General features: G+C 69.1%; 13 protein-coding genes. 6 read left to right on the top strand and 7 right to left on the bottom strand.

The window, feature by feature from the left end; all coding sequences use genetic code 11:
- Positions 1 to 32: 32 nt before the first annotated feature.
- The 6 genes from AB0M88_RS13185 to AB0M88_RS13160 are packed head-to-tail and all read left to right on the top strand — an operon-like array spanning position 33 to position 5,374.
- A complete protein-coding gene (locus tag AB0M88_RS13185) occupies positions 33 to 779 on the top strand; it encodes an ABC transporter ATP-binding protein (RefSeq protein ID WP_364100080.1) in 747 nt (248 codons plus the stop codon).
- Positions 772 to 1,464 carry an ABC transporter ATP-binding protein gene (locus AB0M88_RS13180; protein ID WP_364100077.1) on the top strand — a complete coding sequence of 231 codons (693 nt, stop codon included), beginning with the start codon at positions 772 to 774 and terminating at the stop codon, positions 1,462 to 1,464. The genes AB0M88_RS13185 and AB0M88_RS13180 overlap by 8 nt, the downstream gene beginning before the upstream one ends.
- An 18-nt stretch (positions 1,465 to 1,482) precedes the next feature.
- Positions 1,483 to 2,727 (top strand): ABC transporter substrate-binding protein, encoded by a 1,245-nt coding sequence (locus tag AB0M88_RS13175; protein WP_364100074.1) that lies wholly within the window; start codon positions 1,483 to 1,485, stop codon positions 2,725 to 2,727.
- 22 nt (positions 2,728 to 2,749) lie between these two features.
- On the top strand, positions 2,750 to 3,622 hold the full coding sequence (locus AB0M88_RS13170; protein WP_364100071.1) for a branched-chain amino acid ABC transporter permease: 873 nt from the start codon (positions 2,750 to 2,752) through the stop codon (positions 3,620 to 3,622).
- The gene (locus tag AB0M88_RS13165) at positions 3,619 to 4,638 is read left to right on the top strand and encodes a branched-chain amino acid ABC transporter permease (protein ID WP_364100068.1); all 1,020 of its coding nucleotides are present in this window, start codon (positions 3,619 to 3,621) and stop codon (positions 4,636 to 4,638) included. Before AB0M88_RS13170 ends, AB0M88_RS13165 begins: the two co-directional genes overlap by 4 nt.
- 55 nt (positions 4,639 to 4,693) lie before the next feature.
- Positions 4,694 to 5,374, top strand: coding sequence for a helix-turn-helix domain-containing protein (locus AB0M88_RS13160; RefSeq protein WP_364100065.1), 681 nt, complete (start codon positions 4,694 to 4,696; stop codon positions 5,372 to 5,374).
- Here AB0M88_RS13160 and AB0M88_RS13155 read toward each other — a convergent pair.
- The 7 genes from AB0M88_RS13155 to AB0M88_RS13125 are packed head-to-tail and all read right to left on the bottom strand — an operon-like array spanning position 5,371 to position 13,011.
- Positions 5,371 to 5,910, bottom strand: coding sequence for a cupin domain-containing protein (locus AB0M88_RS13155; RefSeq protein ID WP_364100062.1), 540 nt, complete (start codon positions 5,908 to 5,910; stop codon positions 5,371 to 5,373). The two genes, AB0M88_RS13160 and AB0M88_RS13155, sit on opposite strands and share 4 nt — an antisense overlap.
- A gap of 19 nt (positions 5,911 to 5,929) precedes the next feature.
- Positions 5,930 to 7,552 carry a long-chain fatty acid--CoA ligase gene (locus AB0M88_RS13150; protein WP_364100059.1) on the bottom strand — a complete coding sequence of 541 codons (1,623 nt, stop codon included), beginning with the start codon at positions 7,550 to 7,552 and terminating at the stop codon, positions 5,930 to 5,932.
- Entirely contained in the window at positions 7,552 to 8,394 is an 843-nt protein-coding gene (locus AB0M88_RS13145) for an SMP-30/gluconolactonase/LRE family protein (protein ID WP_364100057.1), read from the bottom strand. The genes AB0M88_RS13150 and AB0M88_RS13145 overlap by 1 nt, the downstream gene beginning before the upstream one ends.
- Positions 8,395 to 8,403: 9 nt before the next feature.
- Positions 8,404 to 9,426 carry an ABC transporter permease gene (locus AB0M88_RS13140; RefSeq protein WP_364100054.1) on the bottom strand — a complete coding sequence of 341 codons (1,023 nt, stop codon included), beginning with the start codon at positions 9,424 to 9,426 and terminating at the stop codon, positions 8,404 to 8,406.
- Complete coding sequence (locus AB0M88_RS13135; RefSeq protein ID WP_364100286.1) at positions 9,423 to 10,403, bottom strand: ABC transporter permease; 981 nt, start codon at positions 10,401 to 10,403, stop codon at positions 9,423 to 9,425. The genes AB0M88_RS13140 and AB0M88_RS13135 overlap by 4 nt, the downstream gene beginning before the upstream one ends.
- A 5-nt stretch (positions 10,404 to 10,408) precedes the next feature.
- Positions 10,409 to 11,974 (bottom strand): sugar ABC transporter ATP-binding protein, encoded by a 1,566-nt coding sequence (locus tag AB0M88_RS13130; RefSeq protein ID WP_364100051.1) that lies wholly within the window; start codon positions 11,972 to 11,974, stop codon positions 10,409 to 10,411.
- On the bottom strand, positions 11,971 to 13,011 hold the full coding sequence (locus AB0M88_RS13125) for a sugar ABC transporter substrate-binding protein (RefSeq protein ID WP_364100048.1): 1,041 nt from the start codon (positions 13,009 to 13,011) through the stop codon (positions 11,971 to 11,973). Before AB0M88_RS13125 ends, AB0M88_RS13130 begins: the two co-directional genes overlap by 4 nt.
- Positions 13,012 to 13,085 lie beyond the last annotated feature (74 nt).

Here is a 13,085-nt window from a genome sequence, read left to right as displayed (position 1 = left end):
GGAAGGAAAGACGGATGACGGCGGGCGGTCGCGTGGCAGTGCGTACCCGGGCCCTGACCAAGGTGTTCCGCGGCTTCCGCGCGGTCGACTCGGTGGACCTGGAGGTTCGCGAGGGCAGCGTGCACGCGCTGGTCGGTCCCAACGGTGCCGGGAAGACGACCTTGTTCAACCTGTTGACCGGGTTCGTGGCGCCGACCTCGGGGGCGATCACGGTGTTCGACGAGGACGTCACCGGCCGCCCGCCCGAGCAGGTCGCGCGCCGGGGCGTGGCCAGGTCGTTCCAGATCACCAGCCTCTTCGAGACCCTCACCAGCCGCGAGCACGTGGAACTCGCGCTCGCAGGACACACCGGGCAGGGATTCCGGTTCTGGCGCTCGGAGAAGCTGCTGGGAAGGAATCGGGCCCGCGTGGAGGAACTGCTCACGCAGGTGGGGCTGATGCCGCTGGCGGACAAGCCGGTGGGGCTGCTCGCGTACGGGCAGAAGCGCGCCCTGGAGTTGTCCCTCGCGCTGGCGCTCGACCCGCCGGTGATGCTCCTCGACGAGCCGACGGCCGGGATGGGCGTCGAGGATGTCGACCGGACCGTCGAACTGGTCCGCCGCATCGCCGCCGGCCGCACCGTCGTGCTGGTCGACCACAACATGCACGTCGTGGGCAGCCTGGCCGACCGGGTGACGGTGCTGCAGCAGGGCCGGATCCTGGCCGAGGGCCCCTACGAACAGGTACGCAACGACGAACGAGTGATCACCGCGTACCTGGGCGAGGCCGGCCATGCTTGAGGTCACCGGGCTGACGGCGTGGTACGGGCAGGCGCAGGCACTGCACGGCGTGGACGTACGCGTGGGAGAGGGTGAGGTAGTCGCCCTGGCCGGCCGCAACGGCGCCGGTAAGACGACCCTGCTGCGGTGCCTGATCGGCCTGCATCGGCAGGCCGGCGGCGTCGTTCACTTCCTCGGCCGCGACGTCACCGGCATGCCGGCACACCGGAGGGCGCGCGCCGGCATGGGGTGGGTCCAGGACGACCGCGGCATCTACGCGAGCCTCACGGTGCAGGAGAACCTGGTTCTCCCGCCCCGGGTCTCCGACCAGGCCTGGCCGCTGGATCGGGTCTACGAGGTGTTCCCGGTGCTCGCCGAACGCCGCAAGGCGCCGGGCACCACGCTGTCGGGCGGGGAGCAGCAGATGCTGGCCATCGCCCGGGCACTGCGGACCGGCGCCCGTCTCCTGCTCATGGACGAGCCCTCCGAGGGCCTGGCCCCGGTGATCGTGGCCCGGATCGGGGCGGTCATCCGCGAGATCAAGGCCACCGGCGCCGGCGTGCTGCTCGTCGAGCAGAACGTCAAGTTCGCGGCCACCGTGGCCGACCGGCACTACCTGCTCAATCAGGGCCGCGTCGTCGAGACCCTCGACAACGCCGAATTCCGGCGGCGCGAGGGCGAACTTCTGAAATACCTCGGCATCTGAACGATTGGGGAGAACACCATGAACGGCAAGCGATTGCGGGCCGGTGTCTCGGCCATGACGGCGGTACTGCTGCTCGGCGCGTGTGGTGGCGGAGGCCCCGGGTCGTCGGGCGGCAGATTCTCGGGCGGCAAGCTGGTGCTGGCCGTGCTCAACGACCAATCCGGGATCTACAAGGACGCGTCGGGACCGAACAGTGTCAAGGCGGTCAAGATGGCGGTCGCCGACTACCTGAAGAAGTACGGCGACAAGGCGGTCGTCAAGAAGATCGACGTGACGTCGGCCGACCACCAGAACAAGCCGGACATCGCGAACACCAAGGCTTCCGAGCTGTACGAGCGCGGGGGCGCGGACGTCATCCTCGACGTGCCGACCTCGTCGGCCGCCCTGGCCGTCGCCAACCAGGCGAAGAAACACAAGAAGCTGTTTCTCGACGTGAGCGCCGCGACGACCGCGCTGACCGGCGCTCAGTGCAACAAGTACACCTTCCAGTGGGCGTACGACACCTACATGCTCGCCAACGGCACGGGCACGACAGTGACCGACAACGGTGGCAAGACCTGGGCGATCATCTATCCGGACTACGAGTTCGGCCAGAACATGACCAAGTCCTTCACCAGTGCGATCAAGAAGGCGGGCGGCACGGTTCAGAGCACCATCGCGACGCCGTTCCCGAACGAGAACTTCGCGACCTTTCTCACCAAGGCCGGCAGCACCAATCCCAGCGTGATCGGCACGATGCAGGCGGGCGGAGACCTGATCAACCTGGTCAAGCAGTTCAACGAGTCGGGGCTGAAGGAGCGGGGCATCAAGCTGGCCGTCGGGCTGATGCTCATCACCGACATCCACTCGCTGGGTGTGGAGCAGTTCGCCGGCACGACGTTCACCGACGCCTGGTACTGGAACATGGACGCCCAGGCGCGCGCCTGGGCGGACCGGTTCCAGGCCGAGACCGGCACCCGGCCGAGCTTCGAGCATGCCGGCAACTATTCCGCGGCGCTGCAGTACCTGGAGGCGGTCCAGGCGGCCGGCACCGACAACGCCGACGCGGTTGTCAAGGAGCTCGAAGGCAAGAAGGTCAACGACGTGTTCCTGCGCAACGGCGAGATACGCGCCCAGGACCACTCGGTTGTCCACGACGCGTACCTCGTCCGCGTCAAGAAGCCGTCGGAAGTGAAAGAGGACTGGGACTACGAGCAGGTCGTCAACACCATCCCCGCGGCGAAGGCTTTCCCTCCCGCCGAGGCATCCGGGTGCTCGATGTGAGTGGACCCGGTCGGAGGAACCCGTGAACGCGGTACCGCAGTACTTCGTGCAGGGACTGGCGGCCGGCAGCTTCTACGCGCTGGCCGCCCTGGGGCTGGCCGTGATCTTCGGCGTCCTGGGCGTGGTGAACTTCGCCCACGGCGCGTTCTACATGCTCGGCGCGGTCACCGCGGCCGTCCTGCTCGACTCCCTCGGCCTCGCGCTCTGGTGGTCGCTGCTCGTCGTGCCGGTGCTGATGTTCGTCTTCGGCGTCGCGGTGGAGCGGCTGCTCGTGCAGTGGCTGCTCCGGCTCGACCCGCTCTACAACCTCCTGCTCACCTTCGGCCTCACGCTGGTTCTCGTCGAGTTGGTCAAACAGAAGTACGGCGTCTCCGGGTTGCCGTACCGGCTTCCGGGCCTGCTCCGGGGACGCGTCGACCTGGCCGGTGTCGTCCTGCCGCGCTACCAGCTGTTCGTCCTGCTGTTCTCGGTGGCGGTCTGTGTGCTCGTCTGGCTGGTGATGACGCGGTCCCGGATCGGCATGATCGTCCGGGCGTCGACCGAGAAACCCGAGCTCGCCCGCGCCCTGGGCATCAACGTGAGCCGGTGGGTGACGCCGGTCTTCGGCTTCGGGGTCGCGCTCGCCGGGCTGGCCGGCGTGCTCGCCGCACCGTTCCGGGCGATCACCGCCGACATGGGCGACAACTTCGCGATCATTCTGTTCGCGGTCGTGGTCATCGGAGGGCTCGGCTCGATCCTCGGCGCGGTCGTCGCGGGCTACGTGGTCGGCCTGGTGGAGGCGTTCGGGCAGGCGTACGCCCCGACGTTCTCGCAGATCCTCATCTTCGTCCTGATGGCCGTGATCATTCTGGTCCGGCCCGCGGGCCTGTTCGGACGCAAGGAGGCGATGGCATGACTCAGTCCGTGGCCACCGAGGCCCCGGTCACCGGGGCCGACGTGCCGGTCGCGAGCAGCGACCCGAGGCTACGGTGGGTGCTGCTGGCCGCCGGCCTGGTGGCGGCGCTGGCACTGCCCTGGTTCATCTATCCGCCGGTCGCGACGGACGTCGCGGCGATGGCACTGTTCGCGATCGCGCTGGACATCCTGCTGGGCTTCACCGGCCTGCTGTCCTTCGGGCACGCGGCGTTCTGGGGCAGCTCGGCCTATGTGACCGGGCTGATCGCGACGCATTACGGCGTGCCGTTCCCGGTGGCCGTCGTCGGCGGGGCGGTGTTCGCGATGATCCTCGCCCTCCCCGTCGGGTACCTGTCGGTGCGCCGCTCCGGGATCTACTTCGCGATGGTGACCCTCGCCTTCGCGCAGATGGTCTACTTCATCGGCTATCAGTGGAGCGGCCTGACCGGCGGCGAGAACGGGCTGCAGGGCGTGCCCCGGAACTTCTTCGGCATCGACCTGGTGGAGAACGAGTCGTTCTACTTCTACTACGCGGCGCTGCCGATCCTCCTGCTCGGCATGTGGGCGGCCTGGCGGATCGTGCACTCGCCGTTCGGGCGGGTCCTGGTGTCGATCCGGGACAACACCCAGCGGGCCCGGGCGCTCGGCTACGAGGTGGAAAAGCACAAGGTCATCGCCTTTGTGCTCTCGGCCGGACTGACCGGCCTGGCCGGTGGCGTCTTCGCGATCAATCACGGCTTCGTCGCCCTGACCGAGCTGAACTGGAGCACCTCGGGCGAGGTCGTGCTGATGACGGTGCTGGGCGGCATCGGCACGCTGTGGGGAGGCGTTCTGGGCGCGTTGCTGACCGTACTGCTCGCCGACTACCTCACCTCGTCCGGCTTCCACGGCATCGACCTGGTCACCGGCTCGGTCTTCATCCTCGTGGTCCTGCTGTTCCGCCGTGGGGTCTGGGGTACCGTCCGTCACCTGTGGCTGGTCCGGCGACAGCGCCGGATTTCGACGCGCAGCAGTTGAGCGCGGTGCGGAGTTACAGTTTTTGCACTACACCTGCAAGGAGAGGCACCTGTCGGTGACGTCGCGGAGAATACTCGAGACCAAGTACCGCATCTCGGAGACGGCGATGGCCTTGTTCCTCAAGGAGGGGTACGCGAACGTCACCGTCGAGGCGGTCGCCGAGGCGTCCAGCGTGTCCCGGCGGACCGTCTTCCGCCACTTCGAGAGCAAAGACGAGATCGTCTTCCCGGATCACACCGAGCGCCTCGGGCTGCTCGAGCGGTGCCTCGCCGATGCCGCTCCCGCCGCGGATCCGGTCGACGCGGTCATCGCGGCCACCGAGGAGGTTCTGCGCGATTTCCTCAGCCGGCCCGAGCTCGTCCTGCGGCGATACAAGCTGACCCGTGTCGTGCCCGAGTTGCGCAAGCGTGAGGTGGTCGAACACGAGCGGTACGTGGCGCTGACACGCTCGTACCTGCGCGATCACCTCCCACCGGACACTCCCCCGTTCCAGCCGATGGCCCTGGCCGCCCTCATCGACGCGATTCACCGCTCGGCGCTCGGGAACTGGGTACGCACCGGTGGCGCGACCGACCCCGCGGCCGAGATGGCGGCGGGCATGGAGTGGGTCCGCCGCCTCATGATCCACCAGTCGGCGTTCTCGACCGCCCCGCGGCTGCTGGCGGTGCTCCCGGACACGCCGCAGACCCGCCGCGTCCTCACCTCGTTGAAAGACAAGGCGGAGGAGCTGCTTTAAACGCGGACGGCTCCGATCTGGACGTAGCACATCAGCGCCGGCTGATCAGCCTTGTTCTTCCACCGGTGCCGGGTGCCGAGCTGCACCAGGCACGTTCCCGGCGTCAGGGTCACCTCCGCCCCGTTGTCGAGCTCGAGGCACAGCTCGCCCTCCAGGCAGATGGCGTAGTCGACGGTGTCGGTGGTGTGCATGCCGTCGCCGTCGTCCTCGAACGGATCCGTCAGCCCGGGCAGCTTCCGCGCGACCTCGTCGGCGACCGCGGCGGGATCCGGTACCGGCTGCGGCTCCGACAAGTACGCCGCCCACCGCAGGAACAGGGCCCGGCTGCCGCCGAGGCCGGGAAAGTACGGCCGCAGGACCGGCTTCGCGTCCCGCTCGCCGACCTTCGCCTCCCCGTCCGGGGTGCCCCACAACAGATAGAAGTCGGCTCCCGGCAGAGCCTGGACGCTCACCGGTTCCGGGTGGTGGTCCTCGACGAAGACCGCATCGCCGTCGGGGCTGTGGCCGGTCACGATCAGGCGCGGTTCGATGGGCATCGCGGATCCTTTCGATGGTTCAGAGTTCTTCGGTCGTCGAGTCGGCGAACCGCTGGCGGAGCGTCTGTTTCGACCACTTGCCGGTGGCGGTCTTGGGTATCGCGGTCATCATCTCGACGCGCTCGGGAATCCACCACGACGCGACCCGGCCGCGCAGGTGCGCTCGTACGTCGTCCGGGGTCAGATTCACGCCTTCGGACGGCACGACGCAGGCCACCGGCCGCTCGCCCCAGCGCGGGTCGGTCACGCCGATCACGGCCGCCTCCCTGACCCGGGGGTCGGTCATGACCGCGTTCTCGAGCGCGACCGACGAGATCCACTCACCGCCGGACTTGATCAGATCCTTGGAGCGGTCGACGATCCGCAGATATCCCCATTCGTCGATGGTCGCCACGTCACCGGTACGCAGCCACCCGTCCGCGGTGAACGCGTCCGCGCCGCTGTCCGCGCCGAAGTAGGCGCCGGCGATCGTCGCCCCGGCGACCTGGAGCTCTCCCTGGCTCCGGCCGTCTCGTGGCAGCTCCGCGCCGTCCTCGGCCACGACGCGGATCTCGGTCAGCGGCACGGCCGGGCCGGGGGTGCCGAGCAGGAGCCGGCGCGCTTCGGCGTCCAGCCCGTCGTGGTGCGTGGCCAGGCGGGAGGTCGTGACGACGGGGCTGGTCTCGGTCATCCCCCACGCGTTGGTCAGCGGAATCCCGATCGCTCTCTCGTACGCGCTGGACAGCGCGTCGTCGACCGCGCCACCCCCACAGGCGATATGGCGAAGGCTGCTGAGGTCGTGACCGCCCAGCACCGGGACCAGATCCCGCCAGACGGTCGCCACGCCCGCGCTGAACGTGACCCGGTGCCGGGACAGCAGCGAGACCAGTTCCTCCGGGCTCCGGACGGGTCCGGGCAGAACCAGGTCGGAACCGCTCTGCAGGGCGGCGTACGGAAGCCCCCAGGCGTTCACGTGGAACATGGGCACGATCGGCGCGACCACGTCCCGTTCGCTCAGCGCGAAGACGTCCGCACCGAGAAGAAGCAGGCTGTGCAACACGACGGAGCGGTGGCTGTAGAGGACGCCTTTGGGATTGCCCGTCGTTCCGGAGGTGTAGCAGAGCGAGGCGGCGAGGTTCTCGTCCTCGATCGGGGTCTCGAAGGGTCCGTCGGCCTGCCCGGCGAGGAGCTCCTCGTAGTCGAGGACCCGCGGATCGTCCGGCAGCGGCGTGTCTCCGCCGTCGTCCATGACGACGACGTGTCGCACCGAGTCGAACGACGCGACCAACGGCCAGATCACCGGCAGGATCGTCCGGTCGACGAACAGGACGTCGTCGGCGGCGTCGTTGACGATGAACGTGATCTGCTCGCGGTAGAGCCGGTGGTTGATGGTGTGCAGGATCCGCCCCGAGCTCGGGATCCCGAGGTAGAGCTCGACGTGCCGCTGGCTGTTCCAGGCGAAGGTCCCGACGCACGCGCCGGCGGGCACCCGGAGGCTCTCGAGGACTCGTGCCAGTCGGCGGACGCGTGGCGCCACCTCACGCCACGTCGCCACCGTTTCCGTGGTCCCGCCGGTGACGATGCGCTTGTGCCCGAAGTCGGTCTCGACCCGGGACAGGAGCGTCGGAATGGTCAGCGGCCGGTCCTGCATCAGCCCGCGCATCAGACGAGTTCCTCGCCGGCCTCGGCCGCTTCGATCCGGCCCGCCCGCCCGGTGGTCTCGGGCGGTTGCCAGCTGTTCGACGTGAGGAGGAAGAGCGTCGTGCCGTGCACTCCGCCGAGCACGCAGTCGGTGGCGCAGCGCCCCTCGACGTCGATCGTCCGGGTGACCCGGCCGCCCGCCTCGACGCGCAGGAACTCCGAGGTCGCGATCGAGGAGACCCACACCGCCCCGGCCTCGTCCACACAGATCCCGTCGGGCGTCGACCCGGGCGGCAGTTCGGCCCACGTCCGCTTGCCGGCCAGATCGCCGCGCTCGTCGACGTCGAACGCGGTCAGACGCGCCGCCCACGTCTCCGCCACCACCAGCGTCGAGGTGCCCGGCAGAACGACCATCCCGTTCGGGAAGACCATGTCGTTCTCGACCACGGTCGCCCGGCCGTCGACGTCGATCCGGAAGATGGGACCGGGCTGCTGCGGAGCGCCGGCGTACAGGTCGTATCCGAAGCCACCCAGAAAGGTCCGGCCCCGGTCGTCGGTGACCAGATCGTTGATCGGTGCGTCGGTGAGGCTCGAGACGTCGGCGAAGACGCTGAGCTTCCCGTCCGGATCCAGCCGCCGGACCTTGCGGTCGATCATGCAGCTGATGAGCAGGGAGCCGTCCGGTAGCCAGCCGAGACCGGACGGTTGATCGTCGACGACCGTCACCTCCTCGAGCGTGCGCGCCGCCGGACTGGCCTTGAACACCTGTCCGGTGTGCATGTCGGAGAACCAGAGCCGGCCGTCGTGCCAGCGGGCGCCCTCGGGGAATCGGAGGTCGGAGTAGAGCAGAGTGAGTTCAGACATGACGCGCTCTCAGATCTGGCCGGTCGGCTGTGCGCCGGCGGGCGAGGGATGAGGACGGCCGGGCCGCAGGCGGGTCCGTTGCCGGACAAGCGCGCTGTGCAGATCGGGGGCGTCGATGACGACGATGATCCCGAGCAGGCCCGCGAAGAAGAGTTGCGATACGTACTGCGGTAGAGCGGCGACCGTCACGATCTCGGCGAGCAGCGCGACCGCCAGGATCCCGCCGAGCAGGCCCAGCGCGTGGCCACGGCCACCGGCGAGGGAGACCCCGCCCAGCAGGGCCGCGGCGGCCGCCACGATCAGTGGCTGGACGCCCGGATCCGGGTTCGCCGATCCCAGGCTGAAGCTCAGCAGCGACCCGCCGAGCGCGGACAACACACCTGAGGCGGCGAAGGTGCCCACGATGAGGCGGTCGACCCGGACCCCGGCGACGCGGCCGGCGCGCCGGTCACCACCGATCGCGCGGAGTTCGCGGCCCCACCGGCTCAGCGACAGGACGCCCGCCGCGACGATGAACAGGCCCAGCGTGATCAGGCTCCGAGGGGAGAAGTACGTGAGGACGGGCTGGTCGACCCAGAGTGTCACGGCCGCCTTCGAGTAGGTCCTGGTGAGTCCGCCGGACAGGGCGCTGGCGAGCCCCAGCAACGCGATGTAGGTCGCCAGGGTCACCGGCATCGACGGGATCCTCAGCCTTGCGATCAGGCCACCCTGCAGCAGCCCGATGGCCGCCCCGGCACCCACCGCGGCCAGCAGGCCCCACGCCCAGTGCCCCTGCCCGGCCTGAACGGTCAGCATCCCGCCGACCGCGTACGTTCCGACCACGGACAGGTCGAACTCGCCGGCGATCATCGTCAGACCCAGCGCGAGGGTGAGGAGGCCGAGTCGCGCGAAGATCTGCAGAGCGTTGTAGACGTCGAACGGGGCGAGGGCCGAATCCGTGTACGCCGGGATCAACGCGAACCCGATGATCGTGATGGCGAGCGCCGCCACGGGCAGCGACACCTCGGGCCGCCGCAAAGACGGACGTTTCATGCGTGACTCCCCCTGGTACGCAGGTGCACGATGACGACCACGATCAGGACGATGACTCCCTTGACCATGATCTGGACTCCGGTGGAATAGCCGCGCAGCAGCAGAATGTCGGACGTGGCGGCGATCAGGACTGCGCCGGCGAGGGTGCGCAGCGCGGAGCCACGCCCGCCGGCGATGGGTGTGCCGCCGGCCAGAACCGCCGCGATGGCGTCGAAGGTGAGCGTGCCGCCGAGGTTCACGTTCGCCGAGGTGTTGAAGGCGGCGGTGAAGGCCGCGGTGACCGCGAACAACGCGCCCGCCCCGAGCCAGGCCACGGCGGTCGTCCACCCGACCGGCAGACCGGCGGCCCGGGCTGCGCGGCGGTTCTCCCCGATGAGGTACAGGGATCGCCCGAAGCCCGTCCGCCGCAGCGTCCATTCGACGATCAGGGCCAGTCCGATCAGGACGTAGACGCTGAGTGCCACGCCGCCGGGCGTCGCGTTCAGGCGGTCGTAGCCGTTCGCGGTGGGCGAGACCGTGGAACCACCGCTGATGCCGGTGGCGATGCCGGTGATGGCGAAGCTGGCCGCGATGGTCAGGACCACGGGGTTCGCCGCGGCATAGCCGACGACCGCACCCTGCATCCCGGTGATCAGGGTTCCGCACACCACGGCGAGGACCAGAGCCGGAATCAGGCCGAGCGACTGCGCCGACAAAAAGATCATCCCGACCGCGGCCACGCTCGGCGAGACGGCGAGCGAGACCGCGGATCCCCCGATGGTGATCAGGGTCAGCCCGAGCGCCGCGATGCCGACCAGACTGGCCGACGTGATGATGGCCTTGGCGTTGGCGACGGTCACGAAGCGATGGGTCGTCAGGCCCAGCACGATCGCCGCCAGCACGGCGAGGACCACCACTACGTTGATGACGAACTCGGCGCGTGACCGCGGCCGGGCTCGCCGGCGGATCGGCGCATCGGAGCGGGACGGGGCGGACATCACGTTCACGGTCGTTCCTTCGTCGAGGTCGCGGCCGGGATTCCACCGTCAGCCGCGCCGTGCGTCATCTCCCGGAGCAGGACGGCGCCGGCCACGTCGCCGTCGTGACGCCGCACCACGACGCCCTTGTGCATGGTGACCACGACGTCGGCGAGGTCCAGCAGCTCCTCGAGTTCGGTCGAGCCGAACAGCACGGCCATGCCCTGGTCGGCGGCGTCCCGCAGCAGCACATGGATCGCCGCCCGGCCACCGACGTCGACGCCGCGGGTCGGATCGTCGAGCAGCAGCACGCGGACGTCGGAGCGGCCGAGACCGCGCCCGACGAAGACCTTCTGCTGGTTGCCGCCGCTCAGCGAGCGCACGCTGTCGCCGGTCCGCCTGCCGTCGAGACCGCACAGACCGACGAGACGGGTCAGGGCCGCCGACCATCGTTGCCGGCTGAGCACGCCCCACCGCGTCACATCCGGCAGGCGGGTGGCGAGCAGGTTCCAGCTGATCGGCTTGTCGAGGAACAACCCTTCGGACTTGCGGTCGTTGGAGACGAACGCGATCCCGGCCCGGGCCGCGGCGATCGGGTAGCCGGTACGGACTCTGACCCCGTCGACCCTGATGTCGCCGGCCGCCGCGGGAACGAGGCCCGCGGTCGCGCGCAACACGTCGGAGGCGCCGGACCCGAGCTGGCCGGCCAGCGCGTACACGTGGCCCGGCCGGAGGACGATGCTGAAGTCTTCGACCCGGCCGGGAACCGACAACCCGCTGACGGTCAGCACGTCAGCGGAATCCTCGGCCGCGCCGCCGGTTCGTTTGCCGAGGCGCTGCGGCGCTTCCCCGAGCATCTGGAGGATGAGGGAGTCGATCGTCAGGTCGGTGACCGAGGTGGTCGCCACCACCGCGCCGTCGCGCATCACGGTGACCCGGTCGCAGAGGTCGAGCACTTCGCCGAGCCGGTGGGAGACGAAGAGGACGGCGCAGCCGGTGGCCGCCACGTTGCGGACCGCCGCATAGACGTACTCGCTCTCGACGTCGCTGAGTGTGGCCGTCGGTTCGTCGAGGATGAGCAGCCGTGCCTCCTGGCCGAGCGCACGCGCTATCTCGATGAGCTGACGCTCGCCGATGCTCAGCTCGGACAGCGGCTGATCGAGATCCACCCGGCCGAGCCCGACGTTGTCGAGCAGGGCGCGCAGCCGGGGGGCCGAGGTACGCCGGCGGTTGAGCCAGCGCGCCTTCAGGTCTCCCAGCATGAGGTTCTCCGCAACGGTGAGCGAGGGCACGACGCTCAGTTCCTGGTCGACCAGGGCGATTCCGCTGCGCTGCGCCACTTGCCGGCTGCGCGGGTCGAGCAGGTCGCCGCCGATACGAATCGCACCGTCGTCCGGCGTCTCCTGCCCGGACAGCATCTTGACGACGGTGCTCTTACCGGCGCCGTTGTGTCCGCACAGGGCGTGGATCTCGCCGGCGGCGATACCGAAGGACGCACCGCGGACGGCCTGCGTGCCGCCGAAGCTCTTGGTGAGATCGTCCACGCGAACCAGCTCCTCGCCGGTGCGCGCGGACGACGACGGCGAGCTCATGCCTTGCTGCACTGTTCCGCGTACTGCGCGACGTTCCTGGCGGTCACCCGTTCCTCCTTGACGAGTTCCTTCGCCGGCGGATTCTGTTGGTTGAAGTACCGGGTCACGTAGTCGGCGGTCTGCTCGGCGATCGTGCCGGGGTCCTCGGTCGCGGTGCCGTAGAGCGTGCCGGCCTTGATGGCGTCGATGCCGACCTTGAAACAGTTGCTGCCCGTGACGATGAGACCGTTCTTGCCACCCACCGGGCAGCCGGCCTGCTTGGCCGCCGCGACGATCGGAAGCGCCTGGTAGTCCGCCATGCCGTAGGCGCCCTGAACGCCCGAGCAGCCGTACTTGGCGAAGAGCTGGGTGGCGATCTTGCTGGAGAGCGTCGGATCCCAGTTGCCGTCCTGGGCGTCCACGACCTGGTATTCCGGCGTCTTCGCCAGCTCGGCGTCGAAGCCCTTCATGCGGTCCTGGGCCGCGAAGCCCGATTTGGTGCCGGTGATCACGATAAGATTGCCGGAGTTCCTGCCCTGCGCCTTCAGGCCCTCGACCAGGTTCTGCGCCGCCGCGGTGCCGAGCGCCTCACTGTCGGAGAGGACCTGCATGACGTCACCGTCGACCGAGGGGTCGGGGCGGCCGTCGAAGACGAGCACCGGAATGCCGGCCTGTTTCGCCTTCTTGATCGGGACCACCATCGACGACGTGTCGAGAAGGGCGGCCACGATCAGGTCAGGCTGGTTGGAGATGCTCTGATTGAAGTTGGTCACTGCGGTGCCGGGGTCCATCGTCGTCAGGTCGACGACCTTCACGCCCTGGGACGTGAGCTTGGGGACGAACACGCCGTTGAAATAGGCACCCCAGGGGTTGTCCTTGCCGTAGCCGACGAAGTCGACGGTCTTGCCCTTGAGTCCCGCGCTGCCCGAGGTGGCGCCGCCGCCGGACGAGCCGCCTCCGCAGGCAGCGGTGACGAGCAGGACACCGGCGAACGCACCGGCGAGTTTCATGGCGGACGACAAGCGGCGGCCCGCCGAGACATAACGTAACTGGATCATGAACGACTCCCGATTTCGCGCCCTGCCTGTGAGGCCTGTCACACGCCCACTGCGGCGAACTTAAGGTGCGCCGG

This window comes from Actinoplanes sp. NPDC051411, from assembly GCF_040682075.1.
In the GTDB taxonomy this organism is placed as follows: Bacteria; Actinomycetota; Actinomycetes; order Mycobacteriales; family Micromonosporaceae; genus Actinoplanes.
The sequence above is the reverse complement of the archived record's forward strand: the minus strand, read 5'-3'. Positions and strand labels throughout refer to the sequence as shown.